Here is an 18,895-nt window from a genome sequence, read left to right as displayed (position 1 = left end):
GGTGGGGGGTCATCGGCGGGCCTCGGCGATGGGGTTGGGGATGTCGACGTAGACGGACTGGTTTTCGAGGGGGCCGATGAGTTCGTCCATGCCGTGGATGCGGGTGAGGAGGTTGGCTTTGCAGCGGAGGGTGGGGGCTTCGCGGAGGGTGGTGGCGAGGGTGAGGCGGTTGCCGTGGCGGGTGGCGAGGCCGGCGAGGTGGCGGTCGGTTTCGGCGAGGAGGTCGGTTTCGTCGGCGAGGCCTTGGGAGCCGAGGGCGCCGATGGTGCCGAGGATGTTGTTGATGCCGATGTAGTAGCCGAGGCGTTCGTCGATGACGGTGTCGTCGACGTAGGTGCCGAGGTCGCGGCCGGCGCCGGGGATCCATTGGTGGAGGGCTTGGCTGCGGGTGGGTGAGAAGTAGTAGCCCTGGTTGTCGCGGTAGTGGCCGCCGGTGGGCCAGCCGTCGGTGTCGAGGGTGACGAGGGTGTTCTGCTGGTGGGCTTCGAGGCCGAGTCCGTACTCGGCGTAGAGCCAGAGGAGGGGGGTGATGACGGTGTCGAGGTAGCGGGTGAACCAGGCGCGGGCGGTGCGGGGGGTGGTCTGGCCGGTGCGTTGGGCGAGGTGCTGGATGAGGTGGGCGAGGCGGCTGCGGTGGTCGGTTTGGTCGGGGCGTTCGGCGAGGAGTCCGGCGAGGCAGCCGGTGCGGGTGCGGGGGGCGCCGGGTGGGGTGGGGGTGGTGGTGCGGAAGGGGTTGTCGCGGATGACGGCGTCGAGGCCGGTGGGGGTGGTGGCGGTGGTGGTTCCGGGGGTGTCGACGGCGATCCAGGCGGGGTCGCGGACGATGTGGAAGTGGGGGTGGGTGGTGTGGAGAGCGTGGGCGAGGCCGGCGTCGAGGAGGCGGTGGACGGCGAGGCCGCGGCGGAGTTCGGTGCGGTTGTTCTCGCGGCGTGAGTTGGTGATGCGGATGCCGAGGGAGAGTTTGAGCATGACGGGGGCGTCGGGGCGGTAGAGGGTGCGGACGGAGCTGGTGGGGGTCCAGTGGGGGCCGGAGGGGCCGAGGTGGTGGAGGTGTCCGTCGTCGAGGAGGGTGCGGATGGCGGGGCGGTGGAGGAGGTCGTGGGCTTGCCAGGGGTGGGCGGGGACGAGGTGAGTGCCGGGGGGTGCGGTGGGGTGGCCGGCGAGTTCGGCGAGGAGGTCTTGGAGGGGTTGGCCGAGGGCGGTGTCGCTGTGGAGGACGGCGGGGTCGGCGGCGAACCAGTGGAGGGGGAAGTGTCCGTGGAGTTCGGGTGAGTAGTGGGCGGTTTCGGTGTCGCTGAGTCCTTCGCGGCTTTTGGGGGTGGGGTGGAGGGGGTGGCCGGTGATGAGGGCTTGTTCGGTGTCGAGGAAGGGGGTGGTTCCGGGGGTGGTGGGGGTGTGGGGGCGGGTGCGGAGGAATTGTTCGATGCGGTGGGCGGAGTCGGTGACGCGGCTGGTGAGGTCGGTGACGGAGGTGGGGTCTCCGGCGGCGATCTCGATGCCGAGGAGGGAGGCGATGAGGGGGGCGGGGGCTTTGGTGCCGGTGTGGAGGCGGGCGCGGCCGAAGCGGTGGTGGCCGGTGGGGGACCAGTGGATGACGGGGGCTTCGAGGGTGGTGCCGGAGGCGGGGAGGCGGAGGCGGAGGATGCCGTCGGTGGGTCTGGGGGTGCCGGTTTCGCGGATCCAGCAGCGGAGGAGGTTGCCGGTGGTGACGGCGTCGGCGATGGCCGCGGGGTCGCCGGGCCGGTGGTGGCCGGTGGTGGCGCGGGCGGGAAGCGTCATGCTCATCGGTTCTCTTTCTGTCCGGGGGCCGATGCGCCGGCCGGGCCGTCCGTGCCCTGGTGGGGTCGGTGGTCCGCGGTGGGTGGTGCGGTCGGGCCTGGTCCGTGTGGGGGTGGGCCGGGTGTGGCGTGTGGTACGTCGCACCGTCGGTGAGAAGTCGGTGGCTGCCGCTGTGCGTGGGGGGTGGTTGCCGGTGTGACGGCTGTGTGGTGCGTGGTCGGCGGGGTGTGCCGCCGGGGGGTGGCCGTCGTCCGGGGTGCTCTGTGCGGTCGGGGCCGGTGCGGTCAGGGGCGGGTGGCGGCGATGGTGTCGGCGAGGGCCTCCAGGTCGGTGGTGCGGGCGTCGGGGTGGAGCAGGGTGGCTTTGAGCCAGAGCCGGGGGCGGCCGTCGGTGTCCTCGGCGCGGGCGCGGCCGATGACGGCGGTTCCGGCCGTGAGGAGGCGGCGGCGTACGTCGGCGACGAGTGCGTCTCCGGCTTCGTCGCCGTCGGTGTCGGCGAGCCGGTCGGCGGCGGTGGGGCGGAGGAGGACGGTGCTGATGCCGATGGGGCCGGGGCGGCGGCGGAGTGCGGGGTGCCGGTCGGTGATGGCGGCGAGTTCTTCGGCGGAGTGGACGCAGTGTTCGACGAGCCGGGCGAGTCCGGTGCGGCCGAGGGCGCGGAGGGTGACGGCCATTTTGAAGGCGTCGGGGCGGCGGGTGGTGCGGATGGAGCGGCCGAGGAGGTCGGGGAGTCCGGCTTCGGTGTCGTCGTCGGCGTTGAGGTAGTCGGTCTGGTGGCTGAGGGGGTCGAGTTCGGTGGTGTCGCGGACCGCGAGGAGGCCGGCGGCGACGGGCTGCCAGCCGAGTTTGTGCAGGTCGAGGGTGACGCTGATGGCGTTGTCGAGTCCGTCGAGGCGGTGCCGGAGGGTGTCGCTGAAGAGGAGGGGGCCGCCGTAGGCGGCGTCGACGTGGAGTTCGGCGCCGTAGGTGGTGGCGATGCGGGCGAGTTGGGGCAGGGGGTCGATGAGTCCTTCGTCGGTGGTGCCGGCGGTGGCGACGACGAGGGCGGGTCCGGCGGTGTCGGCGAGGGCGCGGTCGAGGGCGGCGGGGATGATGCGGCCGGCGTGGCAGGCGACGGTGAGGGGGGTGGGGAGCCCGAGGAGCCAGGCGGCGCGGTGGACGCTGTGGTGGGCGTTGGTTCCGCAGACGACCTGGACGGTGCGGGCGCCGTGGGTGCGGGCGCGTTCGCGGGCGAGGAGGAGGGCGACGAGGTTGGACTCGGTGCCGCCGCTGGTGACGAGGGCGTCGGGCTGGGGGCTGCGGGGGTGGACGAGGGTGGCGACGGCGCGGGTGAGGCCGGTTTCGAGGGCGGTGGCGGCCGGGGCTTGGTCCCAGGAGTCCATGGAGGGGTTGAGGGCGGCGGCGGCGAGGTCGGCGGCCACGGCGACGGCGAGCGGGGGGCAGTGGAGGTGGGCGGCGCAGTGGGGGTCGGCGGGGTCGGCGGCGCCTTCGGTGAGGGCGTGGACGAGGGAGCGGAGGGCTTCGTGGGGTCCGGTGCCGTGTTCGGGGAGGACGGGGTCGAGGGTGGTGCGGAGCCGGTCGGTGACGATTTTGGGGCCGCCGGGTGGCAGGGGGCCGCGGCGGTCGCGGCTGCCGGTGCGGAGGGCGTCGAGGACGGTGTGGAGGAGGGGTTCCAGGGCGGTGGGGCCGCCCGCCCCGCCGGCCAGGGCGGCGGGGCCGGGCGGGGCCGGTGGGGCGGTGTCGTTCCGTGGCGTGTCGCGGGGGCCGGCCGGGGTGGCGGGGCCGGTGCGGTGCGGGGGGCGGGAGGCGCCGAGCGACATGGAGGAGCCCTTTGGTCGAGGTATGGAGGCACACGAACCAGTGGGGTGCCCCGGTCGGGCGGGGTGTGCCTCATACTCCTCTACACGCTTCCCGGTCGTGCCGGGTTCACCGCAGGACCGAACAGAACGGGCCAACTCCCGCAAAATCGCAGTGTGTTGAGGTGTGGTTACGGAGTGCGCGGCGTTCCGGGGCGGGGGTGATGGGGCGGGCGCCGTGTTGACATGGGCGGTCGGGGGGCCGGGGCGGGACGCCGGTGCGGGGGCCGGTGCCGGGGGGCCGGTGCCGGGGGGCCGGTGCGGGTGCGGATTCGCCGTTTCGGTGGTAGCGGGTGTTCCGGGGGTGACGGGTCCGGAAGGGGCTGCCGGGGTGCGGTGAGGGGCGTGAAACGGGGCGGGCTGGGTACTTCTGCGGTGCGTCCGCTGCCCGTCCCTTCCGTCCTGCCCGCCCGGTGTTCCGGTGTCCCCGTCTCCGGTGGCTCGTTTCCGTTCGTCCTCCGGTCCGCCCGTTCCGTCTTTCCCTTCCGTCCGTCTCCGTCCCCCCGTTCCGCAGGAGTGCCCGTTGATGGCTGATCCCGGGTATTCGTCCGGCGATGCCGAGTACCGTCCGCTGCCCGGCGAGGAGCTGCTGCAGGCGATGTTCTACGGCCTGGACGCCGGGGTGTGGGTGATGGATTCCGCGGGTCGGATCCTGGTGGTGAACCCGCGGGGTGCGGAGATCGTCCGGATGCCGCCGGAGCGGTTCATCGGTGCGGACGCGCACGATCTGCTGCACCGGGAGGAGGACGGCAGCCTTCAGCCGCGTTCCCGGTGTCCGCTGCTGGAGGCCATGGCGGCGGGTCTGCCGACGAGGACGCAGGCTGCCTGGTTCCGGCGGGGGGACGGTTCGCTGCTGCGGGTGGGGTGGCTGCTGGCTCCGTATCTGGTGCGGGGCGAGCAGGCGGGCGCGGTGGTGACCTTCTTCGACATCTCGGACCAGGAGGAGGAGGCGCGTCGCCGGGAGGCCCATCTGGCGGCATTGCGCAAGCGCGCCGAGCGGCTGTCGCTGGTGTCGGAGGTGACGGCGGTCCTGACCTCGACGCTGGATGTGCGGGAGGCGCTGCGGCGGCTGGTGCGGCTGGTGGCGCCCCGGCTGTCGGACTGGGCGGTGGTGGATCTGCTGGATGAGCAGGGAGAGGTGCTGCGGGTCGCGGTGGTTCACCACGAGAACGGCCGGCATGTGAGTGTCACGGAGCTGGAGGGGCCGCTGCCGGATCAGCTGTCGTGGGATTCCCGCTCGCCGCTGCAGCGGGTGCTGCGGGGTGCCCCGGCGCTGATCGCGGGCCCGGAGGACTATGCCGAGGTGCCGGACTCGGCCATTCAGCAGGTGCAGAGCGATCTGTTCCGTTTCACCGGGATCCATTCGGCGGTCCTGGCGCCGTTGCGGGGCGGCCGGGGAGTGCTGGGGGCGCTGACCCTGGGCCGGGCGGATCAGGAACAGCCGTTCGACCGGGAGGATCTGGAGCTGATCGACGACATCGCCCGGCGGGCCGGGCTGGCCGTGGACAACGCGCAGTTGTACGACCGGCAGCGGCGGGTGTCGGAGACGATGCAGCTGCATCTGCTGACGCCGCTGCCCCGGGTGGAGGGCCTGGAGATGGCGGCCCGCTATCTGCCGGCGCCGCACGGTTCGCAGGTGGGCGGTGACTGGTACGACGCGTTCGTCATGCCGGACGGGGCGACGACGCTGGTGATCGGGGATGTGATCGGGCACGACCTGCAGGCCGCGGCGAACATGTCGCAGGTGCGCAATATGCTGCGCGCGTTCGTCTGGGACCAGCGGGAGGTGCCGAGTCTGATCATCGACCGGCTGGACAGTGCCCTGGGGCACATCAGCGATGTGCCGATGGCGACGCTGGTGCTGTGCCGGCTGGAGGGCGGGGGTGGCGAGCCGTGGCTGCTGCGATGGTCCAACGCCGGGCACCCGCCGCCCCTGCTGATCGCGCCGGACGGGGAGGCCCGCTTCCTGTGGGAGGGGCACGGCCTGCTGCTGGGCACGGAGGCCGGCCCGCCGAGGGTGGACGCCACGGTGCCGCTGGCGCCGGACACCACCTTGGTGCTGTACACGGACGGGCTGGTGGAGGCGCCGGGGCAGCCCCTGGACACCGGGCTGGAGCGGTTGCGGCAGCGGGCGGCGCGGCTGGTGGAGCGGCCGCTGGGCGAGTTCTGCGACCGGCTGCTGGTGGAGGTGGCGCCGGAGGGGTCGGCGGACGACATCGCACTGCTGGTGGTGCGGGTGCCGTGACGCGGGTGCGGCGGCGCGGGTGCGGCGGCGCCCGCGTCACGGGGGATGGGTGCCGCCGCGGACGGGTCCGCGCCGCGGGTGGACGGGTCGGTGCGCCCTGCGGGTGGGTGCGTGTGCGTGCCGCGGCTGGTGGCCGCGTTCGCCTCCGGCGTTCCCCGCCGGGTGTGGCTCCCGGGCCGGGTCAGCCGCCGGCCCGTGTGACGGTGGCGCGGGCGCGCAGGATGCGGGCCAGGTCGTCGAGGTGGTCGGCGAGTTTCCGGCGGAGGGCCGGGAGGACGTCGTCGCGGCGGAGGCATTCCCGGCCGAGGCGGAGCGTTTCCTCGTCGACGGCGTGGGCGGGGTAGCCCTCGTGGCCGAGGAGGGTGGCGATGGCGGGTCCGCGCCGGGCGGCGGCCGCGACGGCCGCGGGGTGGTAGCGGCGGACGTAGCCGGTGAGGAGGTCGCGCTGCTCGGGCTGCCAGAAGCCCTCGGCGGTCGCTTCCACGATCCGGTTGGACAGCCCGTCGGAGTCGAACAGAGCGCTCCAGGCGGCCTCCTTGGCGTCGGGGTCGGGGAGGGCGGCACGGCAGCGGGCGGCGCCCTCCCGGCCGGTGGCGCCGGGGTCGGTGGCGAGTTCGGTGTCGATGTCGTCGGGTCCGGCGGCGCCTAGGACGGTGAGGCGCAGCAGCAGCCGCCAGCGGAGTTCGGGGTCGAGGGCGGGGCCGCCGGGGGCGGTGCCGGCGGTGAGCCAGGAGCGGAGTTCGCCGGTGTCGGTGAGGTTGTCGAGGCAGCCGCGCAGGGCGGCGAGCCGGAGGCCGGGGGCGTGGCCGTCGGTGGTGCGGTCGAGCAGGCCGCGGCAGACGGCGGCGAGGCCGGCGAGGGCCTCGGGGCGCTCCTGCGGGAGCAGGTGCCGGTCGGCTATCTCGTTCCGGGCGAAGCGGAGGACGCCCTGGACGATGGCGAGGTCGGTTTCGTGCGGGAGGTGGGCGCGGACGGCCCGGAGGTAGCCGGCGGGGGCGAGTTCGCCGTCGCGGACCATGTCGCGGACGGTGTTCCAGACGACGGCGCGGGTGATCGGTTCGGGGAGTCCGGAGAGGGCGTCGAGGGCGGTGTGCCGGGAGCAGGGGTCGAGCCGGATCTTGGCGTAGTCGAGGTCGTCCCCGTTGAGGAGGACGAGCGGGGGGCGGGGGCCGGGGAGGGTGCGGGCGGGGGCGTCGCCGTCGGCGGGGACGTCGGTGGTGAAGTGGTCGCGGAGGGTGAGCGCGGCCGGGGGGCCGGGGCGGGTGGCGGCAGGGTCTGTGCCGGGGCCCGCGGCCGGGGCGGGGGCGTGGTCGTAGGTGGTGACGGTGACCCGGTGGGGGCGGGTGCCGGTGTGGCGGAGGGTGAGCCGCCACGGGGGTGCTGCGGCGGGGGGGGGGGCCCGGGCCGTCGCCGGGGCCCGGGCCGTTCCGCGGGGTGTCGCCGCTGCCGGTGGCCGTCTGTTCCCCTGCGGCGGGGCCGCGGTGGCTGCCCGGTGGGGCCGGCACGGCCGGCGCGGCCGGCGCGGTGCCGGTGCCGGTGCCGTCCTCGGCGGCGTCGGCGGTGACCTCGGCGGTGAGGGTGTCGACGCCGGTGGTGCGGAGCCAGCGGTCGGCCCAGCCGTGCACGTCCTCGGTGGAGGCGCGGGCCAGGGAGTCGATGAAGTCGGCGAGCGTGGCGTTGCCGAACCGGTGCCGGGCGACGTGGTCGTTGATGCCGGCGAGGAAGGCTTCCCCGCCGAGGCGGGCGACGAGTTGGCGGAGGGCGGAGGCGCCCTTCCCGTAGGAGATCCCGTCGAAGTTGAGCAGCGCGGACGCGGTGTCCGGGACGTCCTCGGGGGCCGGGGCGACGGGGTGGGTGGTGAGCCGCTGGTCGGCGTCGTAGCCGTAGCTCTGGTGCACCATGGCGTAGTCGGTCCAGGTGTCGCGGTAGCGGGTGGCCCGGGTGAGGGTCTGGAAGCCCATGTACTCGGCGAAGGACTCGTTGAGCCAGATGTCGTCCCACCACTGGAGGGTGACGAGGTCGCCGAACCACATGTGGGCCATCTCGTGGGCGATGACCATGGCGCGGGTCTGCCGCTCGGTGTCGGTGACGGCGGAGCGGTGGATGTGCTCGTCGCGGAAGGTGACCAGTCCGGGGTTCTCCATCGCCCCGTAGTTGAACTCGGGGACGAACGCCTGGTCGTAGGAGTCGAAGGGGTACGGCTCGTCGAAGATCTCGTGGTAGTGGTCGAAGCAGCGGCGGGTGATGTCGAGGATCTCGTCGGCGTCGCGGTCGAGGTGGGGGCCGAGGGAGCGGCGGACGTGCAGGGCGAAGGGGAGCCCGGCGTGTTCGGTGCGGACGGAATGCCAGGGGCCGGCGGCGACGGCGAGGAGGTAGGTGCTGATCGGCGGGGTGGGGGCGGCGTGCCACCGGACGGGGGCGGAGGGGCCGGGTCCGGGGTCGGCGGGGGTGGTGACGGCGTTGCAGAGGACGGTCCAGCCGGCGGGGGCGGTGACGGAGACCTCGAACACCGCTTTGAGGTCGGGCTGGTCGAAGGCGGCGAAGACGCGCTGGCCGTCGTCGAGGAAGCTCTGGGTGTAGACGTAGGTCTCGCCGTCGGCGGGGTCGGTGAAGCGGTGCATGCCCTCACCGGTGCGGGAGCAGCGCATGTCGGCCTCGACGCGCAGTTCGTGGTCCCCGGCGGTGAGGCCGGTGAGCGGAAGCCGGTTGCCGTCGAGGACGGCCGGGTCGAGTTCCCTCCCGTCGAGGAGAACGCGGCGCAGCCGGGCGGGTCTGACCTCGGCGAAGGTGTCGCCGGCGGTGGTGGCGGTGAAGTGGATGACGGTGGTGGAGCCGAACAGGTCGCCGCCGCGGGTGAGATCGAGGTCGACGGCGTAGCGGTGGACGTCGAGGAGGCGGGCTCGGGTTCGCGCTTCGTCGCGCGTCAGTGCGGGCATGGCGCCATGCTGCCAAAGGGGGGTGACGGCGGGCCGGGGGGTGCGGGCCGGGCCGGGTCCCGGGCCGGGCGGGCACGGGCGGGCACGGGTGGGCGGGCACGGAGGGGTGGGCACGGAGGGGTGGGCCGACCGGGCGCGGGGTCCGAGCAGGCGCGGGACCCGAGCAGGCGCGGGACCCGAGCAGGCGCGGGGCGCGGCGGAGGCGGACGGGCTGTTCGCGGGCCCGCGTGAAGCCTTCCGCCCGGTGCGTTCAGGAGCGGGCGATGGTCTCGTGGTGCCGGATCACCTCGGCGATGATGAAGTTGAGGAGCTTCTCCGCGAAGGCGGGGTCGAGCCGCGCGTTCTCGGCGAGCTGCCGCAGCCGGGCGATCTGGCGTGCCTCGCGGGCCGGGTCGGCGGGCGGCAGGCGGTGCTCGGCCTTGAGCCGGCCGACCTGCTGGGTGCACTTGAAGCGCTCGGCGAGCATGTGGACGACCGCGGCGTCGATGTTGTCGATGCTCTCCCGGAGCCGCTCCAGTTCGGCCCGGACGGACGGGTCGGTGTCGGTGGCGGTGTTCGGGGGCTGGTTCGTCATCGCGGAGCTCTCCGGTCACTCAGCACGGGCGGAACAGGGCGTCACCGTAACAGGGGTGGGCGGCCGCCGCCGGGGGCGTCCATCCTGCGGGAAGGCCCGGCCGTAGAGTTGGGGCGTGATGCCGGGGAGCGAGGTCGAGCACGGTTATCCGCGTCTGGAGACGGTGCGGTCGGCGGTCACCGCGCTGCACCGGGCGCTGCCGTCGGTGCGGTCGTTCGCGGCCAGTGTGCTCCCCGCCGAGGTGGGTTTCTCCGAGGAGGAGGACCTGCGGGCGGGGGCGGAGCGGGTGGCGCGGGTGATGGTGGGGCATCTGGGGTTGCCGGACGGCCGGGTGACGGTCGCCTTCCGGGAGATGGCCGACGCGGCGCAGGTGGAACCGGCGGCCGGTCCCGGGTACGACATCGTGCTCAACTCGCGTTTCGACCGGCACCGGCGGGACATCGGCGCGGTGCTGGCGCACGAGATCACCCATGTGTTCCTGCACCGCCTGGGGCTGTCCTTCCCCACGACGGCCGACAACGAGATCCTGACCGACACGGCGGCGGCCTATCTGGGGATGGGCTGGCTGCTGCTGGACGCCTTCCGGCAGGACGCGCTCACCTCGCAGAAACTCGGCTATCTGACGCCGGAGGAGTACGGCTACGTCCTCGCCAAACGGGCGCTGCTGTTCGGGGAGGACCCCTCGCCCTGGTTCACCAGCCCGCAGGCGTACGCCGCGTACACCGAGGGGCTGGCGCGGGCCCGGGCCGACGAGCGGCAGCCGCCGCTGGCCGGGGCGAGCCGCTTCGCGCGGCTGCGGTACGGCCGGGCCCGCCGCGCCGCCTCGGAGCCGGGGACGGCTCCGCCGCCCCCGCTTCCGGACGCCCCGTACGCGTTCGATCCGGGCCCGCCGCCCCGGGTGGTCTTTCCCTGCCCCGTCTGCTGCCAGCGGCTCCGGGTCCCCGTGCGGGGGCCGGTGCGGGTGCGCTGCGGGCTCTGCCGGAGCGTTCTGGACTGCGACACCTGATCCGGCCGGGTGCGGGACCGCGCGGGCCGGTCGCGTACCGGGCGGTCCGCACCCGGACGAGGGCGTCCCGGGTGTGTTGACGAGCATCGGCGGAGGTCGTGGGTGAACCGGGGGCGGCGGTGCGCCCGGGGCTTCCGCGCACCCGGGTGTGCGGTCTGTGAGAGCACCGCCACGGTGGGGAGTGGAATGGCCCGGGACCTGGGCCGATTCCGGGGCGGAGGGGTGGGCCGGTCCGGGAGGCGGCGGCTCGGGAGGTGCGTTGCGGCCATCCGTGTTGTGATCGGTGGGGAGGGTTGCGCATGGAACGGGGCCGAACGGGAGACCCGTAGAGATCCGGATACGCCTGGAAGCAGAGAGGAAGCTCCGATATGGCAGCGAAGCAGAATCTGACGGTCCGCGACGTCATGACGGAGGGGACCCAGTGCATCGGCGAGAGCCAGACCATGTTCGACGCCTCGCGCATGATGCGTGATCTCGGCGTCGGCAGCCTCCCCATCTGCGGTGAGGACGACCGGCTCAAGGGCATGATCACGGACCGTGACATCGTGATCAAGTGCTGTGCCGAGGGGAAGGACCTGAACCAGGTCCGCGCCGGGGAACTCGCCGGTGAGCTGTTCTGGATCGATGTGGACGCGTCCATCAGCGAGGCGCTGGACACGATGGAGCGGCACCAGATCAAGCGGATCCCGGTGATCGACACCGGCGCCGGGCACCGGCTGGTCGGCATCGTCACCGAACACGATCTGGCCCGGAACATCAGCGACGAGATGCTCGCCGAGTTCGTCGAGAAGGTCTACGCCTGAGGGGCCCGCACCGCCGCCCGCCGGCCCGCCGCCCCGGCGTCGGCTGCGGGCGGCGGGGTGGCGGCGTCCGCGGGCGCCGGGGCGGACGTGCCGCGGCACCCGCCCCGGATCGGGTAGGACGGGTGCCGCGGTCCTTCGCTCCGCCCGTCCGGCCGGCCGGGCGGGTGGCCGGACGGCGGAGCGGGCCGGGCGGTCAGCCGACGCAGCCGGGGACGCCGCCCAGGGGCGTGCAGTTGTTGGGCGCGTTCCCGGTGATGGCGCTGCCGAGGGCGGCCACGGTGCCGCCGGCCTCGTAGACGCCTCCCCCGCCGGCCGGGGCGGTGGCGGTGTTGCCCCGGACCGTGCTGCGGAAGAAGACGGCGGTGCCGGCCCGGTTGAAGAGACCGCCGCCCTGCTCGGCGCGGTTGGCGTAGAGGCTGCTGCCGCGGACCCGCAGGGTGGCGGCGTTCACGATGCCGCCACCGCCGGAGGTCGCGAAATTCCCGTGGATCCGCGAGGAGTTGACGGTCGCGGAGCCCGCCACGTTGGCGAGGCCGCCGCCCGAGGAGGCGCTGTTGTCCCGGAGGGCGGAGTTGTAGATCCCGAGGACGCCGGAGTTGTGGATGCCGCTCCCGGTGTTGTCGCGGACCGTCGACCGGTGCAGGGCCAGCCGTCCCGCGTTGTGGATGCCTCCGCCCTGGGCCGCCTCACCACCGCGCACGGTGATCCGGTTCAGGGTGAGACTGCCGCCGGGCACCACGCTGAGGATGCGGAAGGTGTCGGTGGAGGAGCGCTGGAGGGTGGCACCCCCGAGGGACGCGATCTGGACGTTGCCGGTGATCTCCGGCAGCCCGTCGTCCGCGTTCGCCGGTGTGTCGGGAGCGGTCAGGGTGTAGGTGCAGCCGGAGGCGAGGAGGACGGGTCCGCCTCCCGCGTTGGCACTGGTGATGGCGGCCTTCAGGGCGGCGATGTTGCCGCAGGGGACGTAGACCCGGTCGCGGGCCTGCGTCTGTCCGGCGGGCAGCAGGGCAAGACACAGCCCCAGACCTGCGGCGGCGGCGATGCCCCCGCGTCGGATGGTGGCCTTCATGCGGACTTCCCGTCTGAGCGTGGAGTTTCGGGGAACGCCGCCGGCCGCCCACCGGGCCCGCCCCAGCAGCGGGACCCGGTGGGTGATCCGCGGCGACTCTCCGAGAAGTACCCGCAGCTCCCGGCCGCCGCGACCCGGGGCGGCCCGCCCGGGTGACGCCTCACCGGCCCGGCGGTGCCGGACGGCTGGAACGGCCGTCGCCCGGTCCGGGCATCCGCCGGCGCGGCGGGCGGCCGGCCACCTGCCGTGAGCCGCGGCGCAGCCGCTCCCGCCGTCCTGCCGAACGCCGCCGCGCCCGCCCCTCCGTGGTCGGAGGAGCGGGCGCGGCAGGTGGTCCGTACGCCGCCGGGCCGGTGGTGGGCCCCGGCGGGTCAGACCGTGAGGGCGCGGTCCGTCGGGCGGATCGGGGCGGGCAGGGAGCTGCCGCCGGTCAGGTACCGGTCCACACCGCGCGCCGCGGAGCGGCCCTCGGCGATGGCCCAGACGATGAGCGACTGGCCGCGCCCGGCGTCGCCGGCCACGAAGACGCCGTCGACGTTGGTGGCGTAGTGCTCGTCCCGCGCGATGTTGCCGCGGGCGTCGAGCTCCAGGCCGAACTGCTCGACCATGCCGTTCTCGCGGTCGGTGCCGGTGAAGCCCATGGCGAGGGTGACGAGCTGGGCGGGGATCCTCCGCTCGGTGCCGGGCTTCTGCTCCAGCTTGCCGTCCTTGAACTCCACCTCGATCAGGTGCAGCCCCTGGACGTTGCCGTCCTCGTCGCCCTCGAAGTGGGTGGTGGAGACGGAGTAGACCCGCTCGCCGCCCTCCTCGTGCGCGGAGGTGACCTTGTAGAGCATGGGGAAGGTCGGCCAGGGCTGGTTCGGTGCCCGCTCCTCGCCCGGCTGCGGCATGATCTCCAGCTGGGTGACGGAGGCGGCGCCCTGCCGGTGGGCGGTGCCGACGCAGTCGGCGCCGGTGTCGCCGCCGCCGATGACGACGACGTGCTTGCCCTCGGCGCTGATCGGGGAGACGGTGAGGTCGCCCTCCTGCACCTTGTTGGCGAGCGGCAGGTACTCCATCGCCTGGTGGATGCCGTTCAGCTCCCGCCCGGGGACGGGCAGGTCGCGGGCGGTGGTGGCGCCGACGGCGATGACGACGGCGTCGTACCGCTTGCGCAGCTTCGCGGCGTTGATGTCCCGGCCGATTTCCATCTCGGTGCGGAAGCGGGTGCCCTCCGCGCGCATCTGCTCGATGCGGCGGTTGATGTGGCGCTTCTCCATCTTGAACTCGGGGATGCCGTAGCGCAGCAGGCCGCCGATGCGGTCGGCGCGCTCGAAGACGGCGACGGTGTGGCCGGCCCGGGTGAGCTGCTGGGCGGCGGCCAGGCCGGCCGGGCCGGAGCCGATGACGGCGACGGTCTTGCCGGACAGCCGCTCCGGCGGCTGCGGGGTGACGTCGCCGCGCTCCCACGCCTTCTCGGCGATGGTGACCTCGACGTTCTTGATGGTCACCGGCGGCTGGTTGATGCCGAGGACGCAGGACGCCTCGCACGGCGCCGGGCACAGCTTCCCGGTGAACTCGGGGAAGTTGTTGGTGGCGTGCAGCCGCTCGCTCGCCGCCGTCCAGTCGTCGCGGTAGACGTAGTCGTTCCACTCGGGGATGAGGTTCCCCAGCGGGCAGCCCTGGTGGCAGAACGGGATGCCGCAGTCCATGCAGCGGCCGGCCTGCTTGCTGATGACCGGCAGCAGGGAGCCGGGGACGTAGACCTCGTTCCAGTCCTTGACGCGCTCGGGGACGGGGCGGGTCTGGGCGACCTCGCGGCCCGTGGTCAGGAAGCCCTTGGGGTCAGCCATTGATCGCCGCCTCCATCATCTTCTCGTGGGTCTCGGACTCGGAGAGTCCCGCTCGCTCGGCGGCGTCCTTGGCGGCGAGCACGGCCTTGTAGGTGGCGGGGACGACCTTGCCGAAGCGGGGCAGGGCCGCGTCCCAGTCGTCGAGCAGGGCCCGGGCGACGGTGGAGCCGGTCTCCTCGTGGTGGCGCCGCACGACGTCGTGCAGCCAGCGCGCGTCGTCGGCGTCGAGCGCCTCGACGGCGGACACGAGGTCCGGGTTGACGTTGTCCTTGTCCAGGTCGATGACGTAGGCGGTGCCGCCGGACATGCCGGCCGCGAAGTTGCGCCCGGTCTCGCCGAGGACGACCGCGTGGCCGCCGGTCATGTACTCGCAGCCGTGGTCGCCCACGCCCTCCGAGACGACCGTGGCGCCGGAATTGCGGACGCAGAAGCGCTCGCCGACCCGGCCGCGGAGGAAGATCTCGCCGCCGGTCGCGCCGTAGGCGATGGTGTTGCCCGCGATGGTGGAGTACTCGGCGAGGTGGTCGGCGCCGCGGTCCGGGCGGACGACGAGCCGGCCGCCGGAGAGGCCCTTGCCGACGTAGTCGTTGGCGTCGCCCTCCAGGCGCAGGGTGACACCGCGCGGCACGAAGGCGCCGAAGGACTGGCCGGCGGAGCCGGTGAAGGTGATGTCGATGGTGTCGTCGGGCAGTCCGGCGCCGCCGAACCGCTTGGTCACCTCGTGGCCGAGCATGGTGCCCACGGTCCGGTTGATGTTGCGGATCGCGAGCCGTGCCCGGACCGGCTGGGCCTTCTCGGCGCTGTCCGCGGCGAGGGCGTCGGAGGCCAGCTTGATCAGCTCGTTGTCGAGGGCCTTGGCCAGTCCGTGGTCCTGCTCGATCACCTGGTGCCGGGCGGCGCCGGCCGGCAGCTCCGGGACGTGGAGCAGCGGCTCCAGGTCCAGGCCCTGCGCCTTCCAGTGGCCGACGGCCCGGGAGGTGTCGAGCAGTTCGGCGTGGCCGACCGCCTCCTCCAGGGTGCGGAAGCCGAGCTCGGCGAGGAGTTCGCGGACCTCCTCGGCGATGAACTGGAAGTAGTTGACGATGTACTCGGCCTTGCCGCTGAACCGCTCGCGCAGCACGGGGTTCTGGGTGGCGATGCCGACCGGGCAGGTGTCCAGGTGGCAGACGCGCATCATGACGCAGCCGGAGACGACGAGCGGCGCAGTGGCGAAGCCGAACTCCTCGGCGCCGAGGAGCGCGGCGATGACGACGTCGCGGCCGGTCTTCAGCTGGCCGTCGGTCTGCACGACGATGCGGTCGCGGAGCCCGTTGAGCAGCAGGGTCTGCTGGGTCTCGGCGAGGCCGAGCTCCCAGGGGCCGCCCGCGTGCTTGAGGGAGGTGAGCGGTGAGGCGCCGGTGCCGCCGTCGTGGCCGGAGATCAGCACGACGTCGGCGTGTGCCTTGGAGACGCCGGCGGCGACGGTGCCGACGCCGACCTCGGAGACCAGCTTGACGTGAATGCGCGCCCCGGGGTTGGCGTTCTTCAGGTCGTGGATCAGCTGGGCGAGGTCCTCGATCGAGTAGATGTCGTGGTGCGGGGGCGGGGAGATCAGGCCGACGCCGGGGGTGGAGTGCCGGGTCTTCGCCACCCACGGATAGACCTTGTGGCCGGGGAGCTGGCCGCCCTCGCCGGGCTTGGCGCCCTGGGCCATCTTGATCTGGATGTCGTCGGAGTTGACGAGGTATTCGCTGGTGACGCCGAAGCGGCCGGAGGCCACCTGCTTGATCGACGACCGGCGGGCCGGGTCGTAGAGCCGGTCCGGGTCCTCGCCGCCCTCACCGGTGTTGGACTTGCCGCCGAGCTGGTTCATGGCGATCGCGAGGGTCTCGTGCGCCTCCTGGGAGATGGAGCCGTACGACATGGCGCCGGTGGAGAAGCGCTTGACGATCTCGGAGGCGGGCTCGACCTCGTCGAGGGGGATGGAGGGGCGGCCGGACTGGAAGGAGAACAGGCCGCGGAGCGTCATCAGCCGCTCGGACTGCTCGTCGACCCGCCGGGTGTACTCCTTGAAGATGTCGTAGCGGCGGGTGCGGGTGGAGTGCTGGAGCCGGAAGACCGTCTCCGGGTCGAAGAGGTGCGGTTCGCCCTCGCGGCGCCACTGGTACTCGCCGCCGATGTCGAGGGCGCGGTGGGCCGCGGGGATGCCGGAGGCCGGGTAGGCCTTGGCGTGCCGGGCGGCGACCTCCTGGGCGATCACGTCCAGGTCCGCGCCGCCGATCTTGGTGGTGGTGCCGTGGAAGTACTTCTCGACGAAGGCCTCGTCGAGGCCGACAGCCTCGAAGACCTGCGCGCCGCGGTAGGAGGCGACGGTCGAGATGCCCATCTTGGACATGACCTTGAGGACGCCCTTGCCGAGCGCCTTGATCAGGTTGCGGATGGCGGTCTCGGGCTCGACACCCGGCAGGTAGGTGCCGGCGCGGACCAGGTCCTCGACCGACTCCATCGCCAGGTACGGGTTCACGGCCGCGGCGCCGTAGCCGATCAGCAGGGCGACGTGGTGGACCTCGCGGACGTCGCCGGCCTCGACCAGCAGGCCCGCCTGGGTGCGCTGCTTGGTGCGGATGAGGTGGTGGTGGACGGCGGAGGTGAGCAGCAGCGAGGGGATCGGCGCGTGCTCGGCGTCGGAGTGCCGGTCGGAGAGGACGATCAGCCGGGCGCCGTCCTCGATGGCGGAGGCGGCCTCGGCGCAGATCTCGTCGATCCGCGCGGCCAGCGCCCGGCTCCCGCCGCCGACCCGGTAGAGACCGGAGAGGGTCACGGACTTGAAGCCGGGCAGGTCGCCGTCGGCGTTGATGTGGACGAGCTTCGCCAGCTCGTCGTTGTCGATCACCGGGAACGGCAGGGTCACGCTGCGGCAGGACGCGGCGGTCGGTTCCAGCAGGTTGCCCTGCGGGCCGAGGGAGGACAGCAGCGAGGTGACGAGCTCCTCGCGGATGGCGTCCAGCGGCGGGTTGGTGACCTGCGCGAACAGCTGGGTGAAGTAGTCGAAGACCAGCCGGGGCCGGTCGGAGAGCGCGGCGATGGGCGAGTCGGTGCCCATGGAGCCGATGGGCTCGGCGCCGGTCCTGGCCATCGGCGCGAGGAGGATGCGCAGCTCCTCCTCGGTGTAGCCGAAGGTCTGCTGGCGGCGGATGACGGAGGCGTGGGTGTGCGCGACGTGCTCGCGCTCCGGCAGGTCGGCCAGGTCGATCAGGCCGGTCTCCAGCCACTCCTGGTACGGCTGCTCGGCGGCGAGCCCGGCCTTGATCTCGTCGTCCTCGATGATGCGGTGCTCGGCGGTGTCCACGAGGAACATCCGGCCGGGCTGGAGGCGGCCCTTGCGGACGACCTTGGCCGGGTCGACGTCGACGACGCCGACCTCGGAGGAGAGCACGACGAGGCCGTCGTCGGTGACCCAGTAGCGGCCCGGGCGCAGGCCGTTGCGGTCGAGAACGGCGCCGACCTGGGTGCCGTCGGTGAAGGTGACGCAGGCGGGGCCGTCCCAGGGCTCCATCATCGTGGAGTGGTACTGGTAGAACGCCCGGCGGGCCGGGTCCATCGAGGTGTGGTTCTCCCACGCCTCCGGGATCATCATCAGCACGCTGTGCGGCAGCGAACGGCCGCCGAGGTGCAGCAGCTCCAGGACCTCGTCGAAGGAGGCGGAGTCGGAGGCGTCCGGGGTGCAGACCGGGAAGACGCGCTCGGCGGCCTTCTCGCCGAACAGGTCGCTGGCGAGCTGCGACTCGCGCGCCCGCATCCAGTTGCGGTTGCCCTTGACGGTGTTGATCTCGCCGTTGTGCGCGATGAACCGGTACGGGTGGGCGAGCGGCCAGCTCGGGAAGGTGTTGGTGGAGAAGCGGGAGTGGACCAGCGCGATCGCGGTGGCGAAGGAGCGGTCGGAGAGGTCCGGGAAGAAGGGCTCCAGCTGCCCGGTGGTGAGCATGCCCTTGTAGACGATCGTCCGGGCGGAGAGGGAGGGGAAGTACACCCCGGCCTCGCGCTCGGCGCGCTTGCGGAGCAGGAACGCCTTGCGGTCCAGCGCCTGCCCGGTGTTCTCGCCGTCGGCCACGAACAGCTGGGCGAAGTCCGGCATGGTGGCGCGGGCGCCGGAGCCGAGCAGCTGCGGGGCGACGGGCACCTCGCGCCAGCCGAGGACGGTCAGGCCCTCGTCGGCGGCGAGGGCCTCGACGCGGGCGGCTGCCTCGCTGTCGCCGGCGGGGAGGAAGGCGATGCCGACGGCGTAGGCGCCGGCCTCGGGGAGTGCGAAGGAGACGTTCTTCCGGAGGAAGGCGTCCGGGATCTGGAGCAGGATGCCCGCGCCGTCGCCGGAGTCGGGCTCGGAGCCGGTGGCGCCGCGGTGTTCCAGGTTGCGCAGCACGGTGAGGGCCTGCTGGACCATGGCGTGGCTCGCCTCACCGGTGAGGGTGGCCACGAAGCCGACGCCGCAGGCGTCGTGCTCGTTGCGCGGGTCGTACATGCCCTGCTGGTCAGGGCGCCCGGCCAGGGGCGACCAGGCGGTGTTACCACCGCTGGTCGCGGAGTGCTCGGACAGCAGGCGCGGCGTGCGCATCGGCTCTCCCGTCGTCGTCGTGGCAGTGTCAGTGCCGAGGGACGACGTTGGCCCTCTGCGAATTTCGTGCAGGTTACATGATGACGGCTGTCCCGCAACGCGAAAACGGCGTTCCATCATGCGGACACCACCAGCTCAGAGCGGTGGCGGGGAGACGGACCGGAGCGGCCGGCCCTGGTCTTCTCCGGCGCCGGACGGGCGGCA

The 18,895-nt window shown here is 73.3% G+C and carries 9 protein-coding genes and 1 pseudogene; 3 read left to right on the top strand and 7 right to left on the bottom strand.

Annotation, left to right across the window (positions count from 1 at the left end; translation table 11 throughout):
* Positions 1-9: 9 nt before the first annotated feature.
* Positions 10-1,785, bottom strand: a complete 1,776-nt coding sequence (locus KBZ10_RS16180; RefSeq protein WP_247702451.1) for an IucA/IucC family siderophore biosynthesis protein — start codon at positions 1,783-1,785, stop codon at positions 10-12.
* Positions 1,786-2,063: 278 nt separating this feature from the next.
* Positions 2,064-3,599 (bottom strand): aminotransferase class V-fold PLP-dependent enzyme, encoded by a 1,536-nt coding sequence (locus tag KBZ10_RS16175; RefSeq protein WP_210988343.1) that lies wholly within the window; start codon positions 3,597-3,599, stop codon positions 2,064-2,066.
* Between the two features lie 562 nt (positions 3,600-4,161).
* Here KBZ10_RS16175 and KBZ10_RS16170 point away from each other — a divergent pair.
* Positions 4,162-5,880, top strand: coding sequence for a SpoIIE family protein phosphatase (locus tag KBZ10_RS16170; RefSeq protein WP_210988342.1), 1,719 nt, complete (start codon positions 4,162-4,164; stop codon positions 5,878-5,880).
* Between the two features lie 181 nt (positions 5,881-6,061).
* Here the strand turns inward: KBZ10_RS16170 and pepN are convergent.
* Both pepN and KBZ10_RS16155 read right to left on the bottom strand, forming a co-directional pair.
* A pseudogene (gene pepN / locus KBZ10_RS30590) lies at positions 6,062-8,816 on the bottom strand (aminopeptidase N).
* A 250-nt stretch (positions 8,817-9,066) separates the two neighbouring features.
* On the bottom strand, positions 9,067-9,390 hold the full coding sequence (locus KBZ10_RS16155; RefSeq protein WP_210988341.1) for a chorismate mutase: 324 nt from the start codon (positions 9,388-9,390) through the stop codon (positions 9,067-9,069).
* A 118-nt stretch (positions 9,391-9,508) separates the two neighbouring features.
* Here KBZ10_RS16155 and KBZ10_RS16150 point away from each other — a divergent pair, with 118 nt between their 5' ends.
* Both KBZ10_RS16150 and KBZ10_RS16145 read left to right on the top strand, forming a co-directional pair.
* Positions 9,509-10,396 carry a hypothetical protein gene (locus KBZ10_RS16150; protein WP_210988357.1) on the top strand — a complete coding sequence of 296 codons (888 nt, stop codon included), beginning with the start codon at positions 9,509-9,511 and terminating at the stop codon, positions 10,394-10,396.
* 368 nt (positions 10,397-10,764) lie between these two features.
* Positions 10,765-11,199 carry a CBS domain-containing protein gene (locus tag KBZ10_RS16145; RefSeq protein ID WP_210988340.1) on the top strand — a complete coding sequence of 145 codons (435 nt, stop codon included), beginning with the start codon at positions 10,765-10,767 and terminating at the stop codon, positions 11,197-11,199.
* A 193-nt stretch (positions 11,200-11,392) separates the two neighbouring features.
* Here the strand turns inward: KBZ10_RS16145 and KBZ10_RS16140 are convergent, their stop codons facing one another.
* The 3 genes from KBZ10_RS16140 to gltB form a co-directional block, all read right to left on the bottom strand.
* Positions 11,393-12,268, bottom strand: coding sequence for a hypothetical protein (locus KBZ10_RS16140; protein WP_210988339.1), 876 nt, complete (start codon positions 12,266-12,268; stop codon positions 11,393-11,395).
* A gap of 371 nt (positions 12,269-12,639) precedes the next feature.
* Positions 12,640-14,100, bottom strand: coding sequence for a glutamate synthase subunit beta (locus KBZ10_RS16135; protein WP_210988338.1), 1,461 nt, complete (start codon positions 14,098-14,100; stop codon positions 12,640-12,642).
* Positions 14,093-18,691: a glutamate synthase large subunit gene (gltB, locus tag KBZ10_RS16130; RefSeq protein ID WP_210988337.1), complete on the bottom strand. Its 4,599-nt coding sequence runs from the start codon at positions 18,689-18,691 to the stop codon at positions 14,093-14,095. The genes KBZ10_RS16135 and gltB overlap by 8 nt, the downstream gene beginning before the upstream one ends.
* Positions 18,692-18,895: the final 204 nt, after the last annotated feature.

This window comes from Streptomyces sp. F63, assembly GCF_018070345.1.
Classification (GTDB): Bacteria; Actinomycetota; Actinomycetes; order Streptomycetales; family Streptomycetaceae; genus Streptomyces.
Note: the sequence above shows the minus strand (reverse complement) of the source record. Positions and strands in the feature narration are given on the sequence as shown.